This is a genomic window from Azospirillum melinis (genome assembly GCF_013340935.1).
GTDB classification, from domain to species: Bacteria; Pseudomonadota; Alphaproteobacteria; order Azospirillales; family Azospirillaceae; genus Azospirillum; species Azospirillum melinis.
The window spans coordinates 26,492-51,843 of record NZ_WHOS01000005.1 but is presented as its reverse complement, the minus strand read 5'-3'; the positions used below and the strand labels follow the sequence as shown (position 1 = coordinate 51,843).

Below are 25,352 nucleotides of genomic sequence, written 5' to 3'. Positions count from 1 at the left end.
GACCGGAGGCGCTGATCGGCGCGCCGGGACCAGTCGTGACGACGCCGGTCGCCGATTCGGTCGAAACGGTCATGCTCACGGCTTCTTGCTCCCGTCCTGGAGGGCCGCCTTTTCATCGCCGGGCAGCATGACGTTGGTCATGCCTTCCCACGGGCTGAGGAAGTCGAAGGCGCGGAAATCCTGGGTCAGACGGACCGGCTCATAGATCACGCGCTTCTGGTCCTCGTCGTAGCGGGCTTCGACGTAGCCGGTCAGCGGGAAGTCCTTGCGGAAGGGGTGCCCCTCGAACCCGTAGTCGGTGAGGATGCGGCGCAGGTCCGGATGGTTCTCGAAGAAGACGCCGAACAGGTCCCACGCCTCGCGCTCGAACCAGTTCGCGGCGCTGAAGACGGAAACGGCCGACGGGACGGGCGTGTCCTCGTCGGTGGCCAGCTTCACGCGCATGCGCCGGTTGTGGGTGTAGCTGAGCAGCTGGTAGACGACCTCGAACCGCTCCGCGCGGTCGGGGTAATCGACCGCGGTGATGTCGGTCAGCTGCTCGAACCGGGTGTCCGGGTCGTCGCGCAGCGCGGTCAGCACCGCCAGGATGGCCGGCCGCTTGACCGTCACCATCAGTTCGCCGAGCTTCACCTCGACCTTGAGGACGTCGCCGCCGATCTTGGCGGCGATGACGTCCCCGAGTTCCTTCAACGCCTGTTCGGACATGGGTGGGACCCTGCCTTCCTACTTGTCTTCAGCGCGCTTGTCGTTCGTCCCGCCTCCGGAGGCCGGAGGCGGGACGGTACGCCGTGGTCAGCGGGCGATGCGATTGCCGCGCTTGATCTTCTTCTGGAGCTGGAGGATGCCGTAAATCAGCGCCTCCGCCGTCGGGGGGCAGCCCGGCACATAGATGTCCACCGGCACGATCCGGTCGCAGCCACGCACCACCGCGTAGGAATAGTGGTAGTAGCCGCCGCCGTTGGCGCAGGACCCCATCGAGATGACCCAGCGCGGCTCCGGCATCTGGTCGTAGACCTTGCGGAGCGCCGGGGCCATCTTGTTGGTCAGGGTGCCGGCGACGATCATGCAGTCGGACTGGCGCGGGCTGGGACGCGGAATGACGCCGAAGCGGTCCAGGTCGTACCGGCTCATATAGGCGTGGATCATCTCCACCGCGCAGCAGGCCAGACCGAAGGTCATCGGCCACAGCGAGCCGGTCCGGGCCCAGGCCAGCAGGTCCTCGTACTTCGCCAGCACGAAGCCCTTGTCCTGGATCTCGTCGGAGACCGCGCGGATGTAGGCGTCCTGTTCCGGTCCGGGCGGAATCGGCGCCAGCGGCTTGGCGACCTCTACTCCCATTCCAGAGCTCCTTTCTTCCACTCGTAAATGAAGCCGATGGTCAGGATGCCGAGGAACAGCATCATCGACCAGAAGCCGAACAGCCCGATGTCACCGAGCGCGACCGCCCACGGGAACAGGAAGGCGACTTCCAGGTCGAAGATGATGAACAGGATCGAGACCAGGTAGAACCGCACGTCGAACTTGGTGCGCGCGTCCTCGAACGGCTCGAAGCCGCATTCGTAGGGGGAGACCTTCTCGGCGTCCGGGTTCTTCGGGCTGATGACGTAGGATGCCCCCACCATCACCGCGGCCAGCGCGATGCCGATCAGCAGAAACACCAGGATCGGAAGATACTCAATGATCAGCGGAGTCGACACCGCGTTCCTCCCATAAGCCCACGACCACGGGCGCCGTTCCGGCCGGGAAATCGGCGGAAGCGCAAAGCCGTGGCAGCCATGCCTTGGATTAGCCCATCAGACGGGCCGGAATATATGCCGAGACCGTGGGCAAGGAAAGCGCTTTGAATCGCTTTTCACCACGCGGAAGGACAAGCCAGCCCCCGCGCCAGACCCTGGTAATACCACGTTTTTAAAAAAGGGGAAAGGGAAGACAATATGCATGCGAAAAAGGACCCGCAATTTGCGAGTCCTTGGATCATACTGGCGCTTGACGCCGAATTTGAAAAAGAAAGTGGCGCGAGTGACGGGACTTGAACCCGCGGCCTCCGGCGTGACAGGCCGGCGCTCTAACCAACTGAGCTACACCCGCGCAGAGCGACTTGTTCGAAACACCGGATCGTCACTGAGCCAAAGGCTTGTTTCGCTTGGTGTTTTTCACCGGAGCCGTTGAGGCCCCCGTCGTTCGGTGGGCGGTTTGTAGTCGCCCGGGCCGCTGCCTGTCAATCACCAAATTGCAAAAAATTCCTCTCCGGCGAGGCCTGCAGTTCGCGGGCGCTTCAGCGGCGCCCTCAGGGCAGGCGATGGGCGGCGCGGCGCAGTTCATCGAGCCGGTCGAAGGCCTGCAGCATACCGGCCGAGAGTTCGCGGTGGTCGACGGCATCGGGTCCACCGAAGCGGGTCAGCGTTTCCTCCAACGCGCGGGCCAGATGTTCGGCGACATCCAGATGCTCCTGCTCCAACGCCAGTTCCAGTGCGGCGAGAATGCGGTCGCCCAGCCGCCGATCATTCGAAGTCATGCGTTTCCCCACCCTGGTCCTGAACCGCGCGGCAAGGCGCCACCCCGGTCACGTTGCCTCGACCATACCAGCTTAGGCCCGGCTGCGCGGAGTGATTCGCATCGCTGCGACATTTCGGAGGCAGCCCTTCCGGAGTGCCCCACCCCGTGCGATAGTCGCGCCATGCCGATCCACAGCTCGCCCCGTCTACGACTGACTGCCCTGCTGCCGTCACTCGTCCTGTTCGCCGCGGGACCGGCGATGGCCGCCGCGAATGTCTCCGCCGCCCAGTCGGAGGCCAAGGAGATCGCTAAATCGATGGGCAACTGCACGCCGGCGAAGGTGGAGGTGCTGCGCTACACTGTGGGACGGGAGGGAGCGACCACCTTCAAGGTCGGCTGCACGGAGGACAAGGATGCCTTCGTCGTCGTGCAATGCCGCTCGCGTATCTGCACCCTGTTGCGGTGAGGCCCGCCCCAGCGGTGAATTCACCGCTTGTTAACCGCGTCCGCGTGCACTGTACGGGATCGGTCGCGGCACATGCGTAGCGATGGGAACTGCTGGATGGTGGGCACGGGCATGGTCGCAGGGTTGGGCGCGACGCGAATTGGCGGGATGTGGGGTTGGATCGCCGTTTCCCTTGCAATTCCGGCACTGGCTCTTGCCGGCTGCACCTCCCCGCTCGGGCTGGCGGCGGCCGGTGCGGATGTCGTGACGCTGAACGCCACCAAGAAGACCATCGGCGACCATATCGTGTCGGCCGCCACGGGACGCGATTGCTCGATCCTGAGTTTCGAGAAGACTGGCGACTATTGCCCGGACAAGGTCGAGGTCGACCGGTCCCGCGTCTACTGCTACCGCACGCTGGCAGACGTCGAGTGCCACCACATCCCCGATCCCTACCGCAACGGCAACACCGCGCTCGCCAGCCCGCCGCCGGACATCCGCACCCTGCCGCACAAGAAGGGCTGGTTCGACGACGCAGCGCCCTATGCCCCCAACAGCGGTTCGTAAGGGGCTCGCCTCAGCGCACCTTCTTCGCAACGAAGGCCTTGGCAATCGCCATCATCGCCTTTTCATGATTCGGCCCGCCCGCCGGGGCATCGTGGATCGTGGCCCCCTTCGCAGCGCCCGGCCCGGCAGACTTGCCGGCAGGGGCGGTCCGTTGCGGGGCCTGCTGCTCGTCCGGTTCGCGGCCCAGCTGGTTCAGCAAATTCTCAAGCGCATCGCGGCTGAGACCGGAGGCGGACGGCCGCCCTCCCCCCGCACCACCCGCGGCAGCCGGGCGCGCGACCGGCCTGCTGCTGGCCGGACGGCCGGCACGTTCGATGGCGGCGGCGGCGATGGCCTTCAGGAAAGGCTGGGCAATGCCGCGCAACAGGTCAGGATCCTCGACGGCCCAGGCCATCAGGAGCTTCTGCGCATTCATCCGGCTGCCCTTGGCCGCCAGGATCGCTTCGCGCACCTTGCCGTCGACGTAGGAATTGCTCATCGGGAATCGCCCATCGGGATATGTCCGCCGGCCGCAGAATGACGGGCGGAGCCACTCCGGACTGTCGGACCAACTCGGTTAACAAACGGTTGCGGGCCGGAAGAGGCCGATGATGGCGGGACGGCATGGAAGAAGCGGTTGCCCGATCCAGGGCAGGCGCCGATAGTGGCGGGATGCTGATCGAAACCTTCGCCGACCTGATCTGCCCCTGGTGCTACATCGGCAAGCGCCGGCTCGACCGGGCGCTGATGCAGCGGCCCAACCTCCGCCCGGAACTGCGCTGGCAGCCCTTCCAGCTGAACCCTGACATGCCGCGGGGCGGGATGTCGCGCGAGGACTATCTCGCCGCCAAGTTCGGCGGATCGGAACGGGCGCGGCAGATTCATCGGGTCGTGGAGGACACGGCGGCACGCGACGGGCTGCCGCTGGCGCTCGACCGCATCCAGCGCACACCCAACAGCTTCGACGCACACAGGCTGGTCCGCATCGCCGGACGCCAGGGGCTGGGCAACGCCATGGCCGACGCGCTGTTCGCCGCCTATTTTGTCGAAGGCGTCGACATCGGCGACCCGGATGCGCTGGCCAGCGTCGCCGCCGGGCTGGGGATGGATTTCGTCGAGACGCGGCGCCAGCTGTCGAGCGACGCCGAATCGGCCGCGGTGCTCGCCGCCGACGCCCTGGCCCGCCAAATGGGATTGCAGGCGGTGCCCTGCTACATCTTCAACCGCCGCTACGCCCTGTCCGGCGCACAGGAACCGGCAAGCTTCCTGCCGCTGCTCGACCTCGGCAGCGAGGAACCGGAAAACCTGTCGGTCGTCGCCGGCTGATCCGGCAAGCGGAACGGAAAAGGGCGGCCCGGAGGCCGCCCCGTCCCTGTTCGGCACCTCAGGCCGGCGTGCTGCTGGTCTTGGCGTAGCCCAGCGTCTTCAGAGCGTCGGCGATCTCCGGCAGGATGCCCGGATCGTCGATAGTCGCCGGCATCTTGTAGTCCTGGCTGTCGGCGATCTTCTGCATGGTGCCGCGCAGGATCTTGCCCGACCGCGTCTTCGGCAGGCGGTCGACCACCAGGGCGCGCTTGAAATCGGCGACCGGGCCGATCTGCTCGCGCACCAGCTGGACCACCTCCTTGACGATCTCCTCATGCGGTCGGGTGACGCCGGCCTTGAGGCAGACGAAGCCCAGCGGCACCTGCCCCTTCAGGTCGTCGGCCACGCCGATCACCGCGCATTCGGCGACGTCCCTGTGGCTCGACAGCACCTCCTCCATGGCTCCGGTGGAGAGACGGTGGCCGGCGACGTTGATGATGTCGTCGGTGCGGGCCATGACATAGACATAGCCGTCATCGTCGATGAAGCCGGCGTCGCCGGTCTGGTAATAGCCCGGGTAGTCGGCGAGGTAGGACTTCTTGAAGCGCTCGTCGGCATTCCACAGCGTCGGCAGCGTGCCCGGAGGCAGCGGCAGCTTGACGCAGATGGCGCCGATGTCGCCGCGCGGAACCTCCTTCAGCTCGGCATTCAGCACCCGCACGTCCCAGCCCGGCATCGGGCGGGTGGCGGAACCGTACTTGATCGGGAACAGGTGGACGCCCAGCGGGTTGCCGGAAATCGCCCAGCCGGTCTCCGTCTGCCACCAGTGGTCGATCACCGGGACGTTCAGATTGTCCTCGGCCCAGTGCAGCGTGTCGGGGTCCGACCGTTCGCCGGCCAGGAACAGAGCGCGGAAGTGCGACAGGTCGTACTTCTTCAGGTAATTGGCGTCCGGATCCTCGCGCTTGATGGCGCGGAAGGCGGTGGGGGCGGTGAAGAGCGTGCCGACCTTGTGCTGCTCGATCACGCGCCAGAAGGTGCCCGGATCGGGGGTGCCGACCGGCTTGCCTTCGAAGACTACGGTGGTGCAGCCGGTCAGCAGCGGCGCGTAGACGATGTAAGAGTGGCCGACAACCCAGCCCACGTCCGACGCCGCCCAATACACCTCGCCCGGCTTGACGTTGTAAATGTTGGTCATGGTCCAGCGCAGCGCCACGGCATGGCCGCCATTGTCGCGCACCACGCCCTTGGGCTGGCCGGTCGTGCCGGAGGTGTAGAGGATGTAGAGCGGATCGGTCGCCTTGACGGGCACGCACTCCGCCGGCTCGGCCGTCGCCACCGCTTCGGCCCAATCGACGTCGCGGCCGGCGATCAGTGCCGCCGTCTCCTGCGGGCGCTGCCAGACGATGACGCTGGACGGCTTGTGGGCCGACTGCTCAATGGCGGCGTCCAGCATCGGTTTGTACTTGACGATGCGGTTCGGCTCGATGCCGCAGGAGGCCGAAACGATCGCCTTCGGCTTGGCGTCGTCGATGCGGGTCGCCAGTTCGTGCGGGGCGAAGCCGCCGAACACCACGGAATGGACCGCACCTAGACGGGAGCAGGCCAGCATGGCGACCAGCGACTGCGGGATCATCGGCATGTAGAGGAGGACGCGGTCGCCCTTCTCCACGCCCTGGGCGCGCAGAACACCGGCGAAGCGGGCGACCTGATCCTGAAGTTCGGCATAGGTGATGGTCTGGACGGCCTGGGTGACCGGGCTGTCATAGATGATCGCGGCCTGGGCGCCGCGCCCGCCTTCGACATGGCGGTCCACCGCGTTGTAGCAGGTGTTCAGCTCCCCGCCGGTGAACCAGCGGTAGAAGGGCGCGTTGCTGTCGTCCAGCACCTTGTCCCACGGCTTGAACCAGGAGATGTCCTTCGCCGCCTCGCCCCAGAACCCTGCTGGGTCCGACAGGGAGCGGGCATGCATCTGGTCGAAAAGCTCGGCAGTTGTGGTGCTGGCGGTCGGGCTCATGGCAGGGCGTCCCTCGTTCTATTTTGGTACTATTCGGTGCGCATTTCCTCTCGGCCGCGAAACGATCCGTTTCGCGACCTCCACAATCTGCGACAAAAGCATAAGTGCAGGCAAATGTCAGAAGGTCGGGGGTGCGACGGGCTGTCGCATTCCGGATCGGCGAAACGCTGTTCCGAAAGCTGGAATTCAAAAGGAAACACAGACCGGCCGAACGACCAGCGCGACCGATTGTTGGTGGAAGCGCCCCTTGTACAGATCGACGATTTCGCGGATCAGGCCCAGCGTCGCCGGGTCGCTATCGGCCAGCAGCGTGAGGATTTTGCTGGGCTCGCGCACCAGCCGCCCGGTCTCGATGTCGCGCCAGTGACCCGACCCGTCGGTGACGGTCAGGCCGTTGGGAAAGCGCGGTGTCACCTCGCCGTTCAGGAAATCGGTCCAGTCGCGCTCGCTGACGCCGATCTCGTTGCCGATGTTCCGACCAAAGAACAATTGCGCCTCGATCATCGCACCAGCGGCATAGGCCTCACAAACGAGCGCCGGTGCCGTCGCCGTCGCCGTGGGGGCGGGTGCCAGCTGGGCCGCGGCGGGACCGGCCAGCAGAAAGAGCAAAAGCGCGGCGGAGGAAAGGCTCGGGACAATCCGCGTGAGGGGCCATGTGACAGGCATGGTGACGGGGCGCATCGGCGTTTCTCCATTCGGACGGGAGAGGGTGCGTGCGGCAGTGCGGTCAGCGACGCTCTGGTCAGGACGCCCCTGGACCGTTATGCATGGATCATGGCCGTCGATCCACCCATCACCGGAATCCGCCCGATCCTGACCGTCGTTCACGGCAACGGCGAGCGGCTGATCGTGGCCCGACTCACCAACCTGGGCGGCGGCAGCCAGTCCAACCGCTTCGTCCTGCGCCGGGCCGACTTCCGCCCGCCCTGGGAGCAGCCGGAGAAGGGCTATTTCGGCTATGCCGAGGTCGCCCGCGCGCTCGACGCCAACGGATGGCGCGGCTGCGCCATCGAGGCGATGGCGACCACCGACCTGGAGGAACGCCGCGCCCGCCTGCTCGCCCGCAAGAAACTGCACCTGCAATGCGTCGAGGCGGCGATCCGGCGGGCGCAGGAGGGGGAGACGCCCAAACTGGGCTAGGCTCCGCGTTCAGCCCTTCCCCAGCGCCTTCATGCGCCGGTCGAAATCGGCAGCGAGATCGGCGAGCGTCACCTGGCCGAGATGGCGGACGAGTACCGCCTCCGCCTCACGCAGCGCCCCATCGAGGGCGGCATTCACCGCCTGCTCGACCAGACAGCTCGGCTCATCCGCGGTGGGACCGATGGCGAAGATCCCCGGCTCCCCCAATGCGCGGTGAATGTCCAGCAGGGTGATCCCGTCGAGCGGCCGTGCCAGCCGCCAGCCGCCGCCATGGCCCTTTTCCGACCGCACATGGCCGGCCTCGCGCAGCCCCGCCATGGTCCGGCGGATGACCACCGGATTGGTGCTCAGCATCTCGGCAATCGCCTCCGATGTCAGCGCACCGTCATGCCGGTCCATGTGGATCAACACATGCAGCATGCGGGAAAGGCGGCTGTCCTGTCTCATCGGCGGTCGGTCCTTTCGGGTGTACGCAGGGCGAGCGGCCAACTCAGGCCACTTCATAAGTTACATGTCACATTGACCATGCGCTTTCATGTAACTTATCATGTGTCGTAACTGGGCGCGGATGGCGCGTCCGCTCCATCCGTGGAAAGGCACAGGCATGAACGGAAACGACAAGACGACCTATGACGCCATCATTGTCGGCGGCAGCTACGCCGGCATCGCCGCGGCGCTGCAGCTCGCCCGCGCCCGCCGCCGGGTGCTGGTGATGGATGAAGGGCTAAGGCGCAACCGCTTCGCCAGCCACTCCCATGGCTTTCTCGGGCAGGACGGCCGTCCGCCGGGAGACATCGCCGCCGAAGCCCGCACCCAGCTGATGCGCTATCCGACCGTCACCTGGATGACCGGGCGGGCCGAAAAAGCCGCCAGGACGAGCAAGGGCTTCGAGATCACCGATTCGGATGGCACCGCCCATCATGCGCGCCGGCTGCTGATCGCCGTCGGCGTGGTTGACGAACTGCCGGCGATTCCCGGTCTGGCAGAACGTTGGGGCCGCTCCGTCTTCCATTGCCCCTACTGCCATGGCTATGAGCTGATGCAGGGCCGTATCGGCGTCATAGCGGTGTCAGGACAATCCATGCATCACGCGCTGATGCTGCCGGATTGGGGACCGACGACGCTGCTGCTGAACGGCACCTTTGAACCGGATGCCGACCAGTCGGCCCATCTGGCGAGGCGTGGAGTCGCCGTCGAGGCCGCCTTCATCACGGGGATCGACAGCGACCCGCCGGAGGTCACGCTCGCCGACGGACGCCGAGTGCCTTTTGCCGGCCTGTTCGTGCTGCCGAGAAGCCGGGTTGCCAGCCCGCTGGCCGCACAGCTTGGGTGCGTGAGCGAGGACGGGCCGCTCGGCACCCATATTCGCGTCGACGAGATGCAGGAGACCAGCATCCCCGGTGTCTTCGCCTGCGGCGACGCGGCACGGGCCGCGGGATCAGTGGCGCTGGCCGTCGGCGCCGGTACGATTGCCGGAACGGCGCTGCACCGGTCGCTGCTGTTCTGCGAGGACGACGCCCTGTTCGCCCGCGCCTAGCCGATCAGCAAGCCGACCGCAATCGCCCACATCACCAGGGCGATGCCCCCGTCCATCACCCTCCAGGCGGCGGGCCGGGCGAACAGCGGGCGCAGCAGCCGCGCGCCATAGCCGAGCGCAAAGAAGAACAGGAAGGACGCCGTCATCGCCCCCAGGGCGAAGGCGCCCCGCGCATCGGCGAAGCGGGCGGAGACGGAGCCGACCAGCACCACCGTGTCCAGATAGACGTGCGGATTGAGCCAGGTCAGCGCCAGACAGGTCAGCAGCGCCGGCAGCAGCCCGCCCGGCTCCCGGTCCGCCGGGTTCAGCCCGCTGCCGCCCTGCCAGGCCGACCGGGCGCTGCGCAGGCCATAGACCAGCAGGAAGGCGGCACCGGCATAGCGCATCAACGGCTCCAGCCACGGCCAGCGCGCGCCGGCGCTGGCGAATCCGCTGACCCCGACCAGGATCAGCACGGCATCCGACAGGGCGCAGGTGGCGCAGATCGCCAGCACATGCTCGTTGCGCAAGCCCTGGCGCAGCACGAACGCGTTCTGCGCCCCGATGGCGACGATCAGGCTGAAGCCGAGGAACAGGCCCGGCAGAAAGGCGGGAAGCAGGACAGCGGTGGGAAGCTCGGTCATCGTGGCGGTTCCGGAGTCGGTGGATGCCAATCCGCTACCACCGGACCCTCATTTACCGTACTTAATCCTCCTTGCGCCGATGAAGCAGAGCTAATTCATGCTGGACTATCCGCTGCTGGCGGCCCTTGCAGCCGTCATCCGCACCGGCAGTTTCGAGCGCGCCGCTCGGCAGCTGCACGTCACCCCCTCCGCGGTGTCGCAGCGGGTGAAGCTGTTGGAAGAACGGCTGGGCACCGTGCTGGTGGTGCGCGGCCAGCCCTGCACCGGCACCGCCGCCGGCCAGCGCCTGTGCCAGCATGTGGAACAGGTCGCCCTGCTGGAAAGCGAGTTGCGCGGCGCCCTGCCCGGCCTCAGCCCGGCGGACGGGCCGGTCACCCTGCGGATCGCCGTGAATGCCGACAGCCTCGCCACATGGTTCGTCGCGGCGATGGCGGAACTGCCCGGCTGCCTGTTCGATCTGGTGCTGGACGACCAGGACCACAGCGCCGAGTGGCTGCGCAAAGGCGAGGTGCTGGCCGCCGTAACCGCCAGCGCGGTGCCGGTCCCCGGCTGCAACAGCCATCCGCTGGGCGCGCTGCGTTACCGTGCCACCGCCAACCCGGACTATCTGCGCCGCCATTTCCCCGATGGGGTAACGGCCGAATGCCTCGCCACCGCACCCTGCCTGACCTTCAACCGCAAGGATCGGCTACAGGCGCAGTGGCTCCGTCTGGTGCTGGGCGATCATGAACCGGTGCCCACCCCGCCGACCCACTGGCTGCCCTCCACCCATGCCTTCGTCGATGGCGCGCTGGCGGGGCTGGGATGGGGAATGAATCCCGACCCGCTGGTCGCCGACCATCTGGCAGCCGGCCGTCTGGTCGAACTGGTGCCCGGCCGGCCGCTCGACGTGCCGCTGCATTGGCAGCAGAGCCGCATCGCCGGCACCGCACTGGCCGAGCTGTCGCGCGCGGTCCTGCGTTCCGGGCGGCAGGCGCTGCACCCAATCGTCGAAAGCATGGGAAGCCCGCCCGCCGCATGAGGACTTTGCCCACGCCGCGTGCGCGCTTATATGGATTCGACAAATCTCTGGAGGGATTCGATGACCAGCAGCGCCGCCATGGCCGCAAACGACACCCCCGATCTGGGTGCGCTTCCCACCTGGGACCTGAGCGACCTTTACCCCGGCACCGAGTCGCCTGAACTGAAGGCCGACCTCGACCGGATGGAACGCGAATGCAAGGCCTTCCGCGAGCGCTATGCCGGCAAGCTGGCTGCGCTGAGCGGCGACGATCTGGCCGCGGCGATCCACCAGTATGAGGACATCGACGAGACGCTGTCGCGCGTCATGTCCTATGCCGGGCTGGTCTACAACGGCAACATGGTCGATCCGACCGTCGCCAAATTCTACCAGTCGGCGCAGGAGCGGGTGAACGACATCTCCGCCCACCTGATCTTCTTCACGCTGGAGATCAACCGGCTGGACGAGAAGGATCTGACGGCGAAGCAGAAGGCGTCGACGGCGCTGCGCCATTACGAGCCGTGGCTGCGCGACGTCCGCCTCTACCGCGATCACCAGCTGTCCGACGAAATCGAGCGGTTGCTGCACGAAAAGCATGTAGTCGGCCGCGCCGCCTGGAACCGCCTGTTCGACGAGACCATCGCCAGCCTGCGCTTCCCGATGGGCGGCAAGGAGTTGACCTGTGCCGAGGCGCTGAACCGCCTGTCCGACCGCAACCCCGCCGTCCGCCGCGAGGCCGGCGAGGTGGTGGGCAAGGTGCTGGGCGAGAATGCGCGGCTGTTCGCGCTGGTCACCAACACGCTGGCCAAGGACAAGGAGATCGAGGACGAGTGGCGCAACTATCCGACGCCGACCTCCGCCCGCAACCTGTCCAACCGGGTTGAGGACGAGGTGGTCGACGCGCTGGTGTCCGCCGTCAAGGGCGCCTATCCGGACCTGTCGCACCGCTATTACACGATGAAGGCCAAGTGGTTCGGGCAGGACCATCTGGATTACTGGGACCGCAACGCCCCCCTGCCGGAGGATGCCGACCGCAGCATCCCCTGGAACGAGGCGCGCGACATCGTCCTGGGCGCCTATGGCCGCTTCTCCCCCGATCTCGCAAACCTGGGAAAGCGCTTTTTCGACAACCCCTGGATCGACGCGCCGGTCCGTCCCGGCAAGGCGCCGGGCGCCTTCGCCCATCCGACCGTGCCCAGCGTCCACCCCTATCTGCTGGTCAACTACCAGGGCAAGACGCGCGACGTGATGACGCTGGCCCATGAGCTGGGGCATGGCGTCCACCAGATCCTGGCCGGCAAACAGGGCCATTTCCTGTCCGATACCCCGCTGACGCTCGCGGAAACCGCGTCGGTGTTCGGCGAGATGCTGACCTTCCGCGCGCTGCTGGCGGCGGAGACCGACCCGAAGCGCCGCCGCATCATGCTGGCCGGCAAGGTCGAGGACATGTTGAACACGGTGGTCCGCCAGATCGCCTTCTTCGACTTCGAACGCCGCGTCCACACCGAACGGCGCGAAGGCGAACTGACCTCGGACCGCATCGGCGAGATCTGGATGGCGGTGCAGACCGAAAGCCTGGGCCCGGCGCTGCGCTTCGACGAGGGCTATCGCCATTTCTGGTCCTACATCCCCCACTTCATCCACTCGCCCTTTTATGTCTACGCCTATGCCTTCGGCGATTGCCTGGTGAACTCGCTCTACGCGGTCTACCAGGACGCAGAGCAGGGCTTTGCCGAAAAGTATCTGGCGATGCTGTCGGCGGGCGGCACGCTGCGTCACAAGGAGCTGCTGGCCCCGTTCGGCCTCGATGCCTCCGACCCGGCCTTCTGGCAGAAGGGCCTCGGCGTCATCCGCGGCTTCATCGATGAACTGGAGGCGAGCGAGGCGAAGGCCTGACGATCCGGATGGCTTGACCAACGTCAAGAGACCATGACGGCTGTGCGGGTATGGTTGGCCTTCGGAGCGTCGTCTCCGAAGGCCATCTTTTTTGGAAGCGAACATCATGCTTGCGACCACCACACCCGCCGCCACCGCCACACCTGCGGCCGCCAGCACTGTCCCCATGCTCGGCTATGCGGTCATGGACTGCGACCATGTCGATTCGGTCGCGCTGCTGCAGGCGGCCTGCGAGGCCCCGGCCGGCGAGCTCCGGGCTCCCTTCGCCGCCTTCGCCAAGCATCTGCGCGAGCATTTCGCCCGCGAGAACGCGCTGATGACCCAGCACGGCTTTTTCGCCCTGCATTGCCACACGGAGGAGCACGCCCGCGTCCTGACCGTGGTCGCGACGATGGAGGCCGATCTGGCGGAGGGGAAGGAGAACCGTGCCCGGCTCTATGTGACCGAGCATTTCCCCGACTGGTTCCACACCCATCTGGCGACGATGGACCGGGTAACTGCGGATTTTCTGGCACAGGCGGAGGGGTAAGGATCCGGGAGAGGCATTACGGGAGTCGCCTCTCCCACACCGAACCAAACTCCGGAAATGGAAAGGGGCCGGAACCTGCTCGGTTCCAGCCCCTTATAGATGGTGGGCGCACAAGGACTCGAACCTTGGACCCGCTGATTAAGAGTCAGCTGCTCTACCAACTGAGCTATGCGCCCATCCGTAGGAAATGTTCAAGAGATGGTGGGCGCACAAGGACTCGAACCTTGGACCCGCTGATTAAGAGTCAGCTGCTCTACCAACTGAGCTATGCGCCCATCTCTTGAGGCGGTGAACTTGACTGATACCCTTGCAGAAACCAGCCGACTGTTCATCGCGCCGGCCAAGCCGTTGTCCCGGCCGGTGTGGCGCGGTTTATAACGAAGGGCTTTTGACCTGTCGATAGCAAAATCGCACCCCATGTGAATTTTTTGGTGCGCGCTTTTCGGTGGCCGGACTCCGCCCCGGCGGCTACACCGGCGCTGTCGAAACGGGGCATCGGAACAGGGGATCGGGGATGGGCGGCTGGACCGAAGGCTATGTCGGCGGCATCGACTATATCCGCGCCGTCTATCGCGACTGGTCGCCGGCCATGCTCTGCTTCGCCCTGACGCTGCGCGGCTGGCGCCCGCCCGCGGCGCTGCGCCGCGGCAGTTTCACCATGGCGGAGCCCGGCTGCGGCCATGGCCTGACCAGCGCCCTGCTGGCCGGCGCCCACCCGGCGGCGCGGTTCGAGGCGATGGACTTCAACCCCTCCCACATCGCCGGTGTCCGCCGGCTGGCCGCCGATGCCGGGCTGGCCAATGCCGAGTTCCTCGAAGAGAGCTTCGCCGAATACGCCCGGCGCGACGGGCCGATGCTGGATGCCGTCGCGCTGCACGGCGTCTGGTCCTGGGTGAGCGCCGGGAACCGGGCGATCCTGCTGGAGGTGCTGCGCCGACGGCTGGCGCCGGGTGGCGTCGTCTTCGTCAGCTACAACGCCCTGCCCGGCACGCTGGCCCACATGCCGCTGCGCCGTCTTCTGGTGGAGCGCTGCGCCGAAGGCGACGGCCCCCTGCCCGACCGCATCGCCGCTGCGGTGGAGTTCGCGGCACGGATGGCGGCGCAGGGCGGCGGTTGGTTCGCCAACATCGACGGCGTGGTGGAGCGGATCGAACAGCTTCGCCACAAATCGCCGAACTACATCGCCCACGAATATCTGAACGGCGACTGGACCGCCTTTTACCATGCCGACGTGACGCGCGAGCTTGCGGCCGCCAAGCTGGAGTTCGCCGGTGCCGCCGTCCCGATGGAGCAGTTGGACGATCTCACCCTCTCCCCCGCCCAGCAGGCACTCGCGGGCGAGGCACGCGACGCCGCCCAGGCCGAAACCCTCCGCGACGTGATGACCAACCGCAGCTTCCGCCGCGACCTGTTCGTGAAGGGCGGCGAGCGTCTGGGCCGGGCCGAGCGGCGCGCCCTGCTGGGACAGACCCGTTTCGCGCTTCTGGTCGCCGCCGACGACCTGCCGGAAGGAGCATCCACCCCCGTCGGCCGCCTGTCCTTCCCCCGGGCGCTCTACCAACCGCTGGGCGGGGCTCTGGCGGAAGGACCGCAATGCCTGGACGCGCTGCTCGCCCGTCCGGCCCTGGCAGCACAGGGCGAGGACGCGGTACTGCGGGCGCTGATCCTGCTGACCAGCCTGTCGCTGGCGGCACCGGCGATGCCCGAGGATGGGGGCGCCGAACGGAAAGTTTCCTGTGACCGCTTCAACGCCGCGGTCCTGGAGCGCCATCGCTTCGGCGACACGCCGGGTCAGCTCGCCTCGCCGCTGCTGGGTGCCGGTGTGCCGGTGTCTCGGATCGAGGCGCTGTTCCTGCTTGCCGCTCGTCTGGGCGAGGATCCCGCCGCCTTCGTTTGGCGTCATCTGTCGGCCGACGGCATCGTGCTGGGGCGCGACGGCGAACGCTGCGAGGGGGATGAGGCCAACCGTGCGGAACTGGTGCGACGGCACGCGGCCTTCATGCAGCGGCGGTTGCCGGTGCTGGAAAGGCTTGGAGTGGCTTGACGGATAGGCGGTCTGACGGCGGAGGCGCCGAATACAAGGCCCTCAGCGCTCCGGCGCCGTCTTCGGCAGCTTCTCGGCGATCCCATAAAGCGCCTCGCGCCGGCGGATCTCTGCGAACACGTCGTCGGGATGGATGTTCAGCGTCGCCCACAGGACCGAAAGATTGTAGAGCAGGTCGGCGCTTTCGTTGATGACGCCCTGACGGTCCTCGTTCATGGCGTCCAGCGCCACTTCGACCGCCTCCTCGCCCACTTTCTTGGCGATCTTCTTCGGCCCGGCGGCGATCAGCCGCGCGGTCTTGGAGTGCGCCGGGTCCATCTGCTGGCGGTCGAGGATGGCGGCATAGAGGCGGAGCAGGTCGTCGGTCATCAGGGAGGTATTGTCTCGTGTGCGGGTGACGGAAGCATCGTTACGCTAACGTGATCACTCCGCAACGCAATTACCATCCCCCATAGGCGCGGTGGAGCGCCGCACAACGGCCTTATGCCATGCGGCGCACCGCTTTCAGCCCACCGGGTCGTAGGAATGATCGGCCTTGGGACGCTCTTCGAGCAGGGTCTGGCCGGTGCTGACGAAATAGACGACCTCGGCGATGTTGGTGGCGTGATCGCCGATGCGCTCAAGGTTCTTGGCGATCATCATCAGGTGCATGTGCGCCGTGAACTGGTCCTGCGCCGCCAGGGCCGACCGCTCCACTTCCGCAACGAGGCTGGTGTAGAGCGCATCCACCTCGTCGTCGGTGCGCCAGATCCGCAGGGCGGCCTCGCCGTCATTGTCGACATAGGCGTCGATCACCGCGCTGAGCCGTTCGCGCACCAGCCGGCCGAGCTGCGGCAGACCCGCCATCGACCCGGAGTCGGGCAGGCTGAAGATGGCGACGGCGCGCTTGGCGGTGTTGGCAGCATGGTCGCCGATGCGCTCAAGGTTGCCGGCGATCTTCAAGGCCGCGATCACCTCGCGCAGATCGTCGGCGACCGGCTGGCGCAGAGCCAGCAGGCGCATGCAGTGGGCTTCGATGTCATGTTCGAAGGAGTCGAGTCGGGCATCCGACTCCACGATCTCCCGCGCAAGCTCGGGGTTGCGCTGGGCCAGACAGATCAGAGCCTGGTCGATCTGCGTCTCCGCAGCGCCGGCCATCTGCACGATGGCGGATTTCAGCCGCTTCAGCGCGTCCTCGAACGCGGACACGATGTGCGGAGCGGAGGTCTTCATGGTCGCCAAACCCTTCCCGGCGGTCTCTTTCCAAGCCGCCACCATAGCGCCGGGACGTTACGGTACGATGACAGCACCTATGACCAATGGCGGCTGGCCCGCACTTCGCACATGCGGGAGAAACTGCCCGATTGATTTTGCGGCGCAGCATTGCGACACATGGTCCTTATCCCCCTCCCCAACGACGTGCCGAACCCGCCATGATCGAACGCCGCTTTGAACAGATCATCTTCGCCAGCCGCTGGCTGCTCGCGCCCTTCTATCTCGGGCTGGTGGTTTCGCTGGCTGCGCTGCTGGTGAAGTTCACGCAGGAGATCCTGCACATGATCCCGCATGTGCTGGAGATGAGCGAAAAGGACGTGCTTCTGGGCGTGCTGACTCTCATCGACCTGTCCTTCGCCGGCAACCTTCTGCTGATGGTGATCTTCGCGGGATATGAGAACTTCGTCTCCAAGATTGACGTCGCCAATCATGAGGACCGGCCAGACTGGATGGGCAAGGTCGATTTCGGCGGGTTGAAGCTGAAACTGATCGCCTCCATCGTCGCCATCTCGGGCATCCACCTGCTGAAGGCCTTCATGAACCTGGCACAGACCTCGCGCGACGAGCTGATGTGGCTGGTCATCATCCACATGACCTTCGTGATTTCCGGTGTTCTGCTGGCCTGCATGGACCGGTTGGAAGGTCATCACGGCTATGCCGCCAAGCCCGCGGAGAAAGCCGGGGCGAAATCCGCGGTGGATCATCACTGATAAGTCACGGTGTTCCTTCGTCTCGTCTGTCAAATGTCTATTGCGGCGCAGCAACGGCAGGGATAGACACTGCACCGTCACGCCGGCCAGCAGGGTTTTCAGCGGATCGGAACGGGCTTTGCCGCAGGGCTTTGGTCCGTTGACGGATTATTAACCCTAACCCGCCACTGTGCCCATCACCAGACGCCGTGCCGCGGCGGTCGCCGGTTCGCCGGAGACCCTGTCCACAGCAGGCATCAGGGCTGCCGGGCGCACTCTCCGCTTGAGCGTGCGGGCGCATTCGACTATGGAACCGTTGGCGGGCATGCTATGCCAGTCCGCCGGCTCGGCCGTCTCAACCGCTTTGATAGAGTTCGTCAGCTCCATGCTCTCCAAACTGCTCGGCGTGCTGTCCGCCGACATGGCGATCGATCTGGGGACGGCCAACACCCTGGTCTATGTCAAGGGCCGCGGCATCGTCCTGAACGAACCGTCCGTCGTCGCCATCGCCAACGTGCGCGGCAAAAAGCAGGTTCTCGCCGTCGGTGACGAGGCGAAGATGATGCTTGGCCGCACCCCCGGCAACATCCAGGCCATCCGGCCGCTTCGCGACGGCGTCATCGCCGATTTCGAAGTCGCGGAGGAAATGATCAAACATTTCATCCGCAAGGTTCACAACCGCCGCAGCTTCGCCAGCCCGCAGGTCATCATCTGCGTGCCGTCGGGCTCGACTGCGGTGGAACGCCGGGCGATCCAGGAATCGGCGGAGGCCGCAGGCGCCCGCCGCGTCTTCCTGATCGAGGAACCGATGGCCGCCGCAATCGGCGCCGGGCTGCCGGTGACCGAACCGACGGGCTCGATGGTCGTCGACATCGGCGGCGGCACCACCGAGGTGGCCGTGCTGTCGCTGGGCGGCATCGTCTATTCGCGGTCGGTGCGCGTCGGCGGCGACAAGATGGACGAGGCCATCATCGGCTACATCCGCCGCAGCCACAATCTGCTGGTCGGCGAAGGCTCCGCCGAGCGGATCAAGAAGGAAATCGGCTCCGCCTGTCCGCCCGAGGACGGTGAAGGCCGCATCCTGGAGATCAAGGGCCGCGACCTGATGAACGGCGTGCCGAAGGAACTGATCATTTCCGAGCGCCAGATCGCCGAGTCGCTGGCAGAGCCCGTCTCCGCCATCGTCGAGGCGGTGAAGGTGGCGCTGGAGCACACCGCTCCGGAACTGGCCGCCGACATCGTCGACAAGGGCATCGTGCTGACCGGCGGCGGCGCCCTGCTGGGCAACCTGGACTTCGTCCTGCGCCACGCCACCGGCCTGCCGGTGTCGATCGCGGACGATCCCCTCTCCTGCGTGGCGCTCGGCACCGGCCGCGCGCTGGAGGAGATGAAGACGCTGCGAAACGTCTTGGTCAGCGCCTACTGATTGGTGTATCCCTGGTTGGAAGGCCTCCGGTCCCCTGCCCACCCCTGGCGGTGAGGACCGGAGACGGACCGCGTATCTGGACGGGAATTTCCTGTGAAGCCACGCTCATCCGGCTCCGTCATCCGCCTTGCCGCCCCCTTGCGGGCTCTCGCGCAGCGATTCTCCTTCCTTCTGCTGGTGCTGGCCTCCATCGCGCTGATGATGGTCGGTAAGATCGAGTCCGTCTCGGTGGACAGCGCACGCGCACGCGTGACCGATGCCTTCGCCCCCATCCTGGACGCCATCTCCCGCCCCGCCGCCACGGCGGCGCGCGTGGTCGAATCCGCGGTGGAACTTGAGAACGCGTTCGACGAGAACCAGCGGCTGAAGGCCGAGAACGCCCGGCTTCTGCAATGGAAGCAGGCGGCGTTGCGGCTGGAGTCGGAAAACAACAGCCTGCGCAGCCTGCTGCGGGTCCGTCCGGAACCGTCGGTCAACTACATCGCCGCCCGCGTCATCGCCACCCCCGGCAGTTCCTTCGTCCGCACGCTGGTGGTCACCGCCGGCAAGCGCGACGGGGTGCGCAAGGGGCAGGCGGCGCTCGCCGGCGCCGGTCTGGTCGGCCGGGTGATCGAGGTCGGCGAATGGTCGTCCCGCGTCCTGCTGCTGACCGACATCAACGCCCGCATTCCGGTGATCCTGTCGAACACGCGCCAGCGCTCGATCCTGGCTGGCGACAACTCTGATCAGGCCAAGCTTCTCTATCTGCCGCCGGACTCGCCGATCCAGGTGGGCGAGCGGGTGGTGACCTCCGGCGACGGCGGCCTCTTCCCGCCCGGCCTGCCGGTGGGCGTGGTGACCGCGGTCAGCGAACGCGGCATCCGTGTCCTGCCCAGCGCCGACCTGTCGCGCGTGGAGCATCTGCGTCTGGTGGATTTCGGCCTGCCGAGCACCGATCTGGACCCGTCGCCAGATTCGAAGTGAAGTGGATGTGGAAGTGAACTGGTTTTGGACGTGAGCCGGACGGACGGTCCACCGACCGGGAGATTGCCGTCATGACGGCGACCTTCTGGCAGAAGGTGGACAAGACCGGGCGCAATCTGGCGCCCTTCGCCGTCACCGTGATGATGGTGCTGGTCGGCATGATCCCGCTGCCGGTCCCCGGCTATGCCCCGGTCGCACCGAACCTGACGCTGGTCTCGGTCTATTACTGGACGATCCACAGGCCTGACCTGATGCGTCCGGGGGTGGCCTTTCTCATCGGACTGCTTCAGGATTTCCTGATCGGCGGACCGTTGGGCGTCAATGCCCTGCTGCTGGTCGTCGCCCAATGGGCGGTCCTGAACCAGCGCCGGGTGTTCCTGGCCAGCACCTTCGCCCTGCTGTGGGTCGGCTTCACGCTGGTGATGGCGGGTGCCGTCCTGCTGCAATGGCTGGCTTTTTCGGTGCTCGACGCCGTCACGCTGTCGATCCTGCCGGCACTGTTCCAGGGCCTGCTGACGGTAGCGGTGTTTCCTGCGGTGGGTTGGCTGCTGATCCGCGTCCATCGCGCGTTCCTGAACGGGTAAAGGGTCGACGGGTCTCATGAGTTCGATCGATCGCGACACCGACCGCTCCCGCCTGCTGGCGCGCCGCGCCCTGGTGCTGGGCGGTATCAAGCTGGCCGGCCTGTCCGCGCTGGTCGGTCGGCTCTATTACCTGCAGGTGGTCGAGTCGGCGCGCTACACCATGCTGGCGGAGGAGAACCGCATCAGCCTGCGGCTGATCGCCCCGTCCCGCGGCAACATCGTCGACCGCTTCGGCGTGCCGCTGGCGGTCAACCAGCAGAACTACCGCGTCGTCGTCGTGTCGGAGCGCACCCACAACATCCAGGAGACGCTCGACAAGATCTCCCGCATCGTGCCGCTGACCGATGGCGACCGCCGCCGCGTGCTGCGCGAACTGCACCGCAAGCGCCGCTTCGTTCCCGTCACCGTGCGCGAGAACCTGACCTGGGAACAAGTGGCGACGCTGGAGACCAACACCCCCGACCTGCCCGGCGTGTCGATCGAGGTGGGCGAGCTGCGCTATTACCCGCAGGCGGATTGGACCGCCCATATCCTGGGCTATGTCGGCGCCGTGTCGGAGTCGGAGCTGAGCGGCAACAGCGATCCGGTGCTCTCCCTGCCCGGCTTCCGCATCGGCAAGGCCGGCATCGAGAAGTTCCACGAGAAGGTGCTGCGCGGCACCGCCGGCACCAGCCAGTTGGAGGTCAATGCGGTCGGCCGCGTCATCCGCGAGCTGTCGCGCGACGAGGGCCAATCCGGTCGCGAGGTGCAGCTGACCATCGACATGGCCCTGCAACGCTTCGTGCAGGAGCGGCTGTCGCAGGAGGTCAGCGCCTCGGCCGTGGTGATGGACGTCCACACCGGCGGCATCTATGCCCTGTGCTCGCACCCCAGCTACGACCCCAACCAGTTCACCATGGGCATCAGCGCCGAGCTGTGGGAGGAGCTGCTGTCCAACCAGGCGACGCCGCTCAACAACAAGGCGGTGGTCGGGCAATATCCGCCGGGCTCCACCTTCAAGATGATGGCGGCGCTGGCGGCACTGGAATCGGGGGTGGTCAGCAACCGTCACACGGTGTTCTGCCCCGGCCATCTGGAACTGGGCGACCATCGTTTCCACTGCTGGAAGCGCGGCGGGCACGGCACCATCGATTTCGTCGGCGCGCTGCGCCATTCCTGCGACGTGTTCTTCTACGACGTGTCGCGGCGGATCGGCATCGACCGCATCGCCGAGATGTCCAACCGGTTCGGCCTGGGCAGCCGCACCGGCATCGACCTGCCGCACGAGCGTGCCGGCCTGATTCCGTCCATCGCCTGGAAGAAGGCGACGCTGGGCAAGAATTGGGACATGGGCGAGACGCTGGTCGCCTCCATCGGCCAGGGCTATGTGCTAACAACGCCGCTGCAACTGGCGGTCATGACCTGCCGGCTGGCCAATGGCGGCTATGCGGTCAAGCCGCACCTGACCAAACAGATCAAGACGGTCAGCGGCGAGCAGACGGCCTGGCCCAGCATCGGCGTGAAGAAGGAGAACCTCGACATCGTGCTGCGCGGCATGACCGAGGTGACCAACGCTCCCAACGGCACCGCCTTCAAGTCGCGGATCACCGAGGTCGGCTATGAGATGGCCGGCAAGACCGGCTCCGCCCAGGTCCGCCGCATCACAATGGCCGAGCGCAACAACGGCGTGAAGAAGAACGAGGATCTGCCCTGGCGCGAGCGCGACCACGCGCTGTTCGTCGCCTTCGCGCCGATCCAGGCGCCGCGCTATGCCTGCGCGGTGTTCGTCGAACATGGCGGCGGTGGCTCCACAGCGGCGGCCCCGATTGCCCGCGACATCCTGCTCGAAACCCAGAAGCGCGACCCCGGCCGCGCTGCCGTCGCCGAAACCCCGCCGACCGGCTTCGGAGAGCCGCGGGGCTGAGAAGCGGATCGGGTCAGGAGCGGGAGCGGGCCGGGATGGTCATCGCCGCCACTCCCAGTACGACCGCGGCGCAGCCGGCAAGCATGGTCGGTTCCAGCGTCTCGCCCAACATCATCACGCCGATTCCCACCCCGATCGGCACCCGCAGGTAGGCTTGTGCGGTCGTCGGAACCGATCCGATGGTGTGAACGAGCCGGAAATAGAGGACGAAGGCCAGCGCGGTCGAGAAGACCGAGAGTCCTGCAAGCGCCAGCAGCGAGTCCGGCGACGGCGACAGGGTCCAGGGACGGTCGACCGCCAGACTGACCGGCAGCAACAGCGCCGCTCCGCACAGCAGCGACCCGGCGGCCGGCATGATTGGATCCAGGCCCTTGAACACACGGCCGAAGATGGCTGCTCCGGCATAGCAGACGGTGGCGAGAACGATAGCTCCTTGTGCCAGCAGATCGCGGCCGATGCCGTCGACAGCCCCCGTCCCGATGATCAGCACCGTTCCACCGAGACCGGCAAGCACACCGACCGCTTTCCGCCAGCCCACGGCTTCGTGCCGGGTCAGCAGAAGGGTGATGAGGAAGGCGAAGATCGGCGTCGTCGCGTTGAGGATCGCTGCGGACCCGGCATCGACCGTCTGTTCGGCCCAGGCGATCAGGGTAAAGGGGAGAACGCTGTTCAAACAGGCCTGTAGGAGAAACCGCTTCCACACGGCCCCTTCCCGCGGCGGGGACAGGCCGCGCCAGCGGATGACCGCCAGCAGGATGCTCCCGGCGATAAGGGTCCGGCCGGCAATGAAGGTCAGCGGCGGTATCGTCTCCACGCCGATCCGGATGAAGCTGTAGGACGCGCCCCACAAAGTCGCGAGGGCCAGCAGCAAGGCAAGCTCGACACGCAGATCGGGCCGCGAAGCGCGTGCATCGGGGGCTGGAAGGCTGGTCATGATGGCTCCGTCGGTCTTGCAGGGCGGCCCACCATGACAGCCAAGCCCTTGAAAGACTGCCTCGAACGCTTCGGCCGCGGACGAAGCGTCGGCGGCTGACGGAGCCGGCGAAGGGGCCTAAACTGATGGGCATGACCAGCCCGCCCTTCCCCCTCGCCTCCGCCAATGGCATCGCCACCATCGCCGCTTTGATCGGCGATCCGGCACGGGCGAACATCCTCTCCGCCCTGATGGGTGGGCAGGCGCTGACCGCCGGCGAATTGTCCTGGCATGCCGGTGTCGGAGCGGCAACCACCAGCGGTCACCTTGCCAAAATGAGCGAGGCGGGATTGCTGGCGATGGAACGCCAGGGCCGGCATCGCTACTACCGGCTGGCCTCCCCTGATATCGCCCAGGCGATGGAAAGCCTGATGGCGGTTGCAGCCGCCAGCCCACGGCGCCACCGTTCGCCCGGACCGAAGGACGAAGCGCTGCGGACCGCCCGCACCTGCTACGACCATCTCGCCGGACGGCTCGGCACAAAACTGGCCGACAGGCTGAACGAGCGCGGGTTCGTGATCCTCGATGATGGCGGCGCCCTGGTGACGGACGACGGCCGCGCTTTCCTGGGCAGTCTGGGCCTCGCATTTCCCGACGCTGGCGGGCACCGCAGGCCACTGTGCCGGGTCTGCCTGGACTGGAGCGAGCGGCGGCACCATCTGGCCGGACGGCTGGGTGCGGCCCTGCTGACCTGTTCGCTGGAACGCGGCTGGATCGCACGCAGTCCCGACAGCCGCGCCGTGGCGATCACCGAGGCCGGCAGCAAGGAGTTCGCAACGATTTTCGGCATCACGCCGGAGCATCTGGCCGCCAAATAAAAAGCGCGCCCCCGAAGGGACGCGCTTCTCATCAAACCGACAGGCTTTCGCCGGATCAGTTCTTCGACTTGTCGACCAGACGGCGCTCGGCGATCCACGGCATCATGGCGCGCAGCTTCTCGCCGACCTTCTCGATCTCGTGCTCGGCGTTGCGGCGGCGAATCGCCTTGAAGGACGGCTGGCCGGCCTTGCACTCCAGCATCCAGTCGCGGACGAAGCGGCCTTCCTGGATGTCGGTCAGGACGCGCTTCATCTCGGCCTTGGTCTCCGGCGTGATGATGCGCGGGCCGGTGCGGTAGTCGCCATATTCGGCCGTGTTGGAGATCGAGTAGCGCATGTTGGCCATGCCGCCCTCGTACATCAGGTCGACGATCAGCTTCACTTCGTGCAGGCACTCGAAGTAGGCCATCTCGGGGGCGTAGCCCGCCTCGACCAGCGTCTCGTAGCCGGCGCGGATCAGCTCGGTCAGGCCGCCGCAGAGCACGGCCTGCTCACCGAACAGGTCGGTCTCGCATTCTTCCTTGAAGGTCGTCTCGATGATGCCGGCGCGACCGCCGCCATTGGCCGAGGCGTAGGACAGGGCGATGTCCAGCGCATTGCCCGAGGCGTTCTGGTGCACGGCGACCAGCGACGGCACGCCGCCGCCACGCTGGTATTCGCTGCGCACGGTGTGGCCGGGGCCTTTCGGCGCGATCATGAACACGTCGAGGTCGGCACGGGCCTCGATCAGGTTGAAGTGGATGTTCAGGCCGTGCGCGAAGGCCAGGGCGGCGCCCTGCTTCATGTTCGGGGCCAGATCGTCCTTGTACAGGTCGGCCTGCAGCTCGTCCGGGGTCAGAACCATCACGACGTCGGCCCAGGCGGCGGCTTCGGCCGGGGTCATCACGGTGAAGCCGGCGGTCTCGGCCTTCTTGATGGTGGCCGAACCCGGGCGGAGCGCGATCCGCACGTCCTTCACGCCGCTGTCACGCAGGTTGTGGGCGTGGGCGTGGCCCTGGCTGCCGTAGCCGACGATGACGACCTTCTTGCCCTTGATCAGGTTGACGTCGGCATCACGATCGTAATAGACGCGCATGGAGATGATTCCTTGAATTCGCAACGAACGAAGACAGAGTGCGTTTCCTGCGGCGGATTACTCCATTGAGCAAAGCCGCGCGTCAAGAG

General features: G+C 66.5%; 28 protein-coding genes and 3 tRNA genes. 15 read left to right on the top strand and 16 right to left on the bottom strand.

From position 1 onward, the window contains the following. Positions 1–75: 75 nt before the first annotated feature. The 5 genes from GBZ48_RS05910 to GBZ48_RS05890 all read right to left on the bottom strand — a co-directional run bounded on the left by GBZ48_RS05910 (position 76) and on the right by GBZ48_RS05890 (position 2,515). Positions 76–705, bottom strand: a complete 630-nt coding sequence (locus GBZ48_RS05910) for an NADH-quinone oxidoreductase subunit C (protein WP_109052065.1) — start codon at positions 703–705, stop codon at positions 76–78. A gap of 87 nt (positions 706–792) precedes the next feature. Beyond that, complete coding sequence (locus tag GBZ48_RS05905) at positions 793–1,338, bottom strand: NuoB/complex I 20 kDa subunit family protein (RefSeq protein WP_174470176.1); 546 nt, start codon at positions 1,336–1,338, stop codon at positions 793–795. After that, on the bottom strand, positions 1,329–1,697 hold the full coding sequence (locus GBZ48_RS05900; protein WP_045580751.1) for an NADH-quinone oxidoreductase subunit A: 369 nt from the start codon (positions 1,695–1,697) through the stop codon (positions 1,329–1,331). Before GBZ48_RS05900 ends, GBZ48_RS05905 begins: the two co-directional genes overlap by 10 nt. A 314-nt stretch (positions 1,698–2,011) precedes the next feature. Beyond that, a tRNA-Asp gene (locus GBZ48_RS05895) sits at positions 2,012–2,088 on the bottom strand. A 199-nt stretch (positions 2,089–2,287) separates the two neighbouring features. Continuing rightward, a complete protein-coding gene (locus GBZ48_RS05890) occupies positions 2,288–2,515 on the bottom strand; it encodes a hypothetical protein (protein WP_174470175.1) in 228 nt (75 codons plus the stop codon). Between the two features lie 162 nt (positions 2,516–2,677). Here GBZ48_RS05890 and GBZ48_RS05885 point away from each other — a divergent pair, with 162 nt between their 5' ends. Then, entirely contained in the window at positions 2,678–2,962 is a 285-nt protein-coding gene (locus GBZ48_RS05885) for a hypothetical protein (RefSeq protein ID WP_246307003.1), read from the top strand. Between the two features lie 96 nt (positions 2,963–3,058). Beyond that, positions 3,059–3,508, top strand: a complete 450-nt coding sequence (locus GBZ48_RS05880; protein ID WP_246307002.1) for a hypothetical protein — start codon at positions 3,059–3,061, stop codon at positions 3,506–3,508. A gap of 10 nt (positions 3,509–3,518) precedes the next feature. Here GBZ48_RS05880 and GBZ48_RS05875 read toward each other — a convergent pair whose 3' ends face one another. Beyond that, on the bottom strand, positions 3,519–3,986 hold the full coding sequence (locus GBZ48_RS05875) for a hypothetical protein (RefSeq protein WP_174470174.1): 468 nt from the start codon (positions 3,984–3,986) through the stop codon (positions 3,519–3,521). A gap of 173 nt (positions 3,987–4,159) precedes the next feature. On the opposite strand from GBZ48_RS05875, the gene GBZ48_RS05870 reads away from it, so the two are divergent. Then, a complete protein-coding gene (locus GBZ48_RS05870; RefSeq protein WP_174470173.1) occupies positions 4,160–4,813 on the top strand; it encodes a DsbA family oxidoreductase in 654 nt (217 codons plus the stop codon). A gap of 58 nt (positions 4,814–4,871) precedes the next feature. Here GBZ48_RS05870 and GBZ48_RS05865 read toward each other — a convergent pair whose 3' ends face one another. Then, on the bottom strand, positions 4,872–6,809 hold the full coding sequence (locus tag GBZ48_RS05865; RefSeq protein ID WP_174470172.1) for a propionyl-CoA synthetase: 1,938 nt from the start codon (positions 6,807–6,809) through the stop codon (positions 4,872–4,874). A 186-nt stretch (positions 6,810–6,995) separates the two neighbouring features. After that, a complete protein-coding gene (locus tag GBZ48_RS05860) occupies positions 6,996–7,490 on the bottom strand; it encodes a DUF3574 domain-containing protein (protein WP_174470171.1) in 495 nt (164 codons plus the stop codon). Positions 7,491–7,583: 93 nt separating this feature from the next. Between GBZ48_RS05860 and GBZ48_RS05855 the strand changes: the two genes are divergently transcribed. Next, positions 7,584–7,949: a hypothetical protein gene (locus GBZ48_RS05855; RefSeq protein ID WP_174470170.1), complete on the top strand. Its 366-nt coding sequence runs from the start codon at positions 7,584–7,586 to the stop codon at positions 7,947–7,949. A gap of 9 nt (positions 7,950–7,958) precedes the next feature. Here the strand turns inward: GBZ48_RS05855 and GBZ48_RS05850 are convergent, their stop codons facing one another. After that, a complete protein-coding gene (locus GBZ48_RS05850; protein WP_174470169.1) occupies positions 7,959–8,396 on the bottom strand; it encodes an Rrf2 family transcriptional regulator in 438 nt (145 codons plus the stop codon). Positions 8,397–8,553: 157 nt separating this feature from the next. Between GBZ48_RS05850 and GBZ48_RS05845 the strand changes: the two genes are divergently transcribed. Continuing rightward, the gene (locus GBZ48_RS05845) at positions 8,554–9,486 is read left to right on the top strand and encodes an NAD(P)/FAD-dependent oxidoreductase (protein WP_174470168.1); all 933 of its coding nucleotides are present in this window, start codon (positions 8,554–8,556) and stop codon (positions 9,484–9,486) included. Here GBZ48_RS05845 and GBZ48_RS05840 read toward each other — a convergent pair. Then, positions 9,483–10,109: a LysE/ArgO family amino acid transporter gene (locus GBZ48_RS05840; protein WP_174470167.1), complete on the bottom strand. Its 627-nt coding sequence runs from the start codon at positions 10,107–10,109 to the stop codon at positions 9,483–9,485. The genes GBZ48_RS05845 and GBZ48_RS05840 overlap by 4 nt on opposite strands. A gap of 97 nt (positions 10,110–10,206) precedes the next feature. On the opposite strand from GBZ48_RS05840, the gene GBZ48_RS05835 reads away from it, so the two are divergent. The 3 genes from GBZ48_RS05835 (at position 10,207) to GBZ48_RS05825 (ending at position 13,534) form a co-directional block, all read left to right on the top strand. Further along, positions 10,207–11,130, top strand: coding sequence for a LysR family transcriptional regulator ArgP (locus GBZ48_RS05835; RefSeq protein ID WP_174470166.1), 924 nt, complete (start codon positions 10,207–10,209; stop codon positions 11,128–11,130). Between the two features lie 60 nt (positions 11,131–11,190). Beyond that, the gene (locus tag GBZ48_RS05830) at positions 11,191–13,005 is read left to right on the top strand and encodes a M3 family oligoendopeptidase (RefSeq protein WP_174470165.1); all 1,815 of its coding nucleotides are present in this window, start codon (positions 11,191–11,193) and stop codon (positions 13,003–13,005) included. 106 nt (positions 13,006–13,111) lie between these two features. After that, positions 13,112–13,534 (top strand): bacteriohemerythrin, encoded by a 423-nt coding sequence (locus tag GBZ48_RS05825; RefSeq protein ID WP_174470164.1) that lies wholly within the window; start codon positions 13,112–13,114, stop codon positions 13,532–13,534. Positions 13,535–13,634: 100 nt separating this feature from the next. Here the strand turns inward: GBZ48_RS05825 and GBZ48_RS05820 are convergent. Beyond that, positions 13,635–13,710, bottom strand: a tRNA-Lys gene (locus tag GBZ48_RS05820). A gap of 23 nt (positions 13,711–13,733) precedes the next feature. Further along, positions 13,734–13,809 (bottom strand) — tRNA-Lys (locus GBZ48_RS05815). Between the two features lie 239 nt (positions 13,810–14,048). Here GBZ48_RS05815 and GBZ48_RS05810 point away from each other — a divergent pair. Next, positions 14,049–15,578, top strand: coding sequence for a class I SAM-dependent methyltransferase (locus GBZ48_RS05810; protein WP_174470163.1), 1,530 nt, complete (start codon positions 14,049–14,051; stop codon positions 15,576–15,578). Positions 15,579–15,620: 42 nt separating this feature from the next. Here GBZ48_RS05810 and hisE read toward each other — a convergent pair whose 3' ends face one another. Together hisE and phoU are read right to left on the bottom strand one after the other, a co-directional pair. Continuing rightward, a complete protein-coding gene (hisE, locus tag GBZ48_RS05805) occupies positions 15,621–15,947 on the bottom strand; it encodes a phosphoribosyl-ATP diphosphatase (protein ID WP_098739349.1) in 327 nt (108 codons plus the stop codon). A 135-nt stretch (positions 15,948–16,082) separates the two neighbouring features. Further along, on the bottom strand, positions 16,083–16,790 hold the full coding sequence (gene phoU / locus GBZ48_RS05800) for a phosphate signaling complex protein PhoU (RefSeq protein ID WP_098739348.1): 708 nt from the start codon (positions 16,788–16,790) through the stop codon (positions 16,083–16,085). Positions 16,791–16,990: 200 nt separating this feature from the next. Here phoU and GBZ48_RS05795 point away from each other — a divergent pair, with 200 nt between their 5' ends. From GBZ48_RS05795 to mrdA, 5 genes are all read left to right on the top strand, one after another. Beyond that, positions 16,991–17,542, top strand: a complete 552-nt coding sequence (locus GBZ48_RS05795) for a TIGR00645 family protein (protein WP_174470162.1) — start codon at positions 16,991–16,993, stop codon at positions 17,540–17,542. Positions 17,543–17,906: 364 nt separating this feature from the next. Further along, positions 17,907–18,947, top strand: a complete 1,041-nt coding sequence (locus GBZ48_RS05790; protein ID WP_012974729.1) for a rod shape-determining protein — start codon at positions 17,907–17,909, stop codon at positions 18,945–18,947. Positions 18,948–19,040: 93 nt separating this feature from the next. Continuing rightward, the gene (gene mreC / locus GBZ48_RS05785; RefSeq protein WP_109050853.1) at positions 19,041–19,910 is read left to right on the top strand and encodes a rod shape-determining protein MreC; all 870 of its coding nucleotides are present in this window, start codon (positions 19,041–19,043) and stop codon (positions 19,908–19,910) included. A gap of 71 nt (positions 19,911–19,981) precedes the next feature. Continuing rightward, on the top strand, positions 19,982–20,494 hold the full coding sequence (mreD, locus tag GBZ48_RS05780) for a rod shape-determining protein MreD (RefSeq protein ID WP_174470161.1): 513 nt from the start codon (positions 19,982–19,984) through the stop codon (positions 20,492–20,494). Positions 20,495–20,510: 16 nt separating this feature from the next. Next, positions 20,511–22,397 (top strand): penicillin-binding protein 2, encoded by a 1,887-nt coding sequence (gene mrdA, locus GBZ48_RS05775; RefSeq protein WP_098739343.1) that lies wholly within the window; start codon positions 20,511–20,513, stop codon positions 22,395–22,397. Between the two features lie 13 nt (positions 22,398–22,410). Here the strand turns inward: mrdA and GBZ48_RS05770 are convergent, their stop codons facing one another. Further along, the gene (locus tag GBZ48_RS05770) at positions 22,411–23,331 is read right to left on the bottom strand and encodes a DMT family transporter (protein WP_174470160.1); all 921 of its coding nucleotides are present in this window, start codon (positions 23,329–23,331) and stop codon (positions 22,411–22,413) included. Between the two features lie 125 nt (positions 23,332–23,456). On the opposite strand from GBZ48_RS05770, the gene GBZ48_RS05765 reads away from it, so the two are divergent. Then, the gene (locus GBZ48_RS05765) at positions 23,457–24,188 is read left to right on the top strand and encodes an ArsR/SmtB family transcription factor (protein ID WP_174470159.1); all 732 of its coding nucleotides are present in this window, start codon (positions 23,457–23,459) and stop codon (positions 24,186–24,188) included. Positions 24,189–24,243: 55 nt separating this feature from the next. Here the strand turns inward: GBZ48_RS05765 and ilvC are convergent, their stop codons facing one another. After that, entirely contained in the window at positions 24,244–25,263 is a 1,020-nt protein-coding gene (gene ilvC / locus GBZ48_RS05760; RefSeq protein WP_098739341.1) for a ketol-acid reductoisomerase, read from the bottom strand. Positions 25,264–25,352 lie beyond the last annotated feature (89 nt).

Bases quoted from the DNA above. Each gene is read 5' to 3' on its own strand.
- GBZ48_RS05910 (WP_109052065.1), bottom strand. From the start codon at position 705: ATGTCCGAACAGGCGTTGAAGGAACTCGGGGACGTCATCGCCGCCAAG.
- GBZ48_RS05905 (WP_174470176.1), bottom strand. From the start codon at position 1,338: ATGGGAGTAGAGGTCGCCAAGCCGCTGGCGCCGATTCCGCCCGGACCG.
- GBZ48_RS05890 (WP_174470175.1), bottom strand. From the start codon at position 2,515: ATGACTTCGAATGATCGGCGGCTGGGCGACCGCATTCTCGCCGCACTG.
- GBZ48_RS05885 (WP_246307003.1), top strand. From the start codon at position 2,678: ATGCCGATCCACAGCTCGCCCCGTCTACGACTGACTGCCCTGCTGCCG.
- GBZ48_RS05880 (WP_246307002.1), top strand. From the start codon at position 3,059: ATGGTGGGCACGGGCATGGTCGCAGGGTTGGGCGCGACGCGAATTGGC.
- GBZ48_RS05875 (WP_174470174.1), bottom strand. From the start codon at position 3,986: ATGAGCAATTCCTACGTCGACGGCAAGGTGCGCGAAGCGATCCTGGCG.
- GBZ48_RS05870 (WP_174470173.1), top strand. From the start codon at position 4,160: ATGCTGATCGAAACCTTCGCCGACCTGATCTGCCCCTGGTGCTACATC.
- GBZ48_RS05865 (WP_174470172.1), bottom strand. From the start codon at position 6,809: ATGAGCCCGACCGCCAGCACCACAACTGCCGAGCTTTTCGACCAGATG.
- GBZ48_RS05860 (WP_174470171.1), bottom strand. From the start codon at position 7,490: ATGCGCCCCGTCACCATGCCTGTCACATGGCCCCTCACGCGGATTGTC.
- GBZ48_RS05855 (WP_174470170.1), top strand. From the start codon at position 7,584: ATGGCCGTCGATCCACCCATCACCGGAATCCGCCCGATCCTGACCGTC.
- GBZ48_RS05850 (WP_174470169.1), bottom strand. From the start codon at position 8,396: ATGAGACAGGACAGCCGCCTTTCCCGCATGCTGCATGTGTTGATCCAC.
- GBZ48_RS05845 (WP_174470168.1), top strand. From the start codon at position 8,554: ATGAACGGAAACGACAAGACGACCTATGACGCCATCATTGTCGGCGGC.
- GBZ48_RS05840 (WP_174470167.1), bottom strand. From the start codon at position 10,109: ATGACCGAGCTTCCCACCGCTGTCCTGCTTCCCGCCTTTCTGCCGGGC.
- GBZ48_RS05835 (WP_174470166.1), top strand. From the start codon at position 10,207: ATGCTGGACTATCCGCTGCTGGCGGCCCTTGCAGCCGTCATCCGCACC.
- GBZ48_RS05830 (WP_174470165.1), top strand. From the start codon at position 11,191: ATGACCAGCAGCGCCGCCATGGCCGCAAACGACACCCCCGATCTGGGT.
- GBZ48_RS05825 (WP_174470164.1), top strand. From the start codon at position 13,112: ATGCTTGCGACCACCACACCCGCCGCCACCGCCACACCTGCGGCCGCC.
- GBZ48_RS05810 (WP_174470163.1), top strand. From the start codon at position 14,049: ATGGGCGGCTGGACCGAAGGCTATGTCGGCGGCATCGACTATATCCGC.
- hisE (WP_098739349.1), bottom strand. From the start codon at position 15,947: ATGACCGACGACCTGCTCCGCCTCTATGCCGCCATCCTCGACCGCCAG.
- phoU (WP_098739348.1), bottom strand. From the start codon at position 16,790: ATGAAGACCTCCGCTCCGCACATCGTGTCCGCGTTCGAGGACGCGCTG.
- GBZ48_RS05795 (WP_174470162.1), top strand. From the start codon at position 16,991: ATGATCGAACGCCGCTTTGAACAGATCATCTTCGCCAGCCGCTGGCTG.
- GBZ48_RS05790 (WP_012974729.1), top strand. From the start codon at position 17,907: ATGCTCTCCAAACTGCTCGGCGTGCTGTCCGCCGACATGGCGATCGAT.
- mreD (WP_174470161.1), top strand. From the start codon at position 19,982: ATGACGGCGACCTTCTGGCAGAAGGTGGACAAGACCGGGCGCAATCTG.
- mrdA (WP_098739343.1), top strand. From the start codon at position 20,511: ATGAGTTCGATCGATCGCGACACCGACCGCTCCCGCCTGCTGGCGCGC.
- GBZ48_RS05770 (WP_174470160.1), bottom strand. From the start codon at position 23,331: ATGACCAGCCTTCCAGCCCCCGATGCACGCGCTTCGCGGCCCGATCTG.
- GBZ48_RS05765 (WP_174470159.1), top strand. From the start codon at position 23,457: ATGGGCATGACCAGCCCGCCCTTCCCCCTCGCCTCCGCCAATGGCATC.
- ilvC (WP_098739341.1), bottom strand. From the start codon at position 25,263: ATGCGCGTCTATTACGATCGTGATGCCGACGTCAACCTGATCAAGGGC.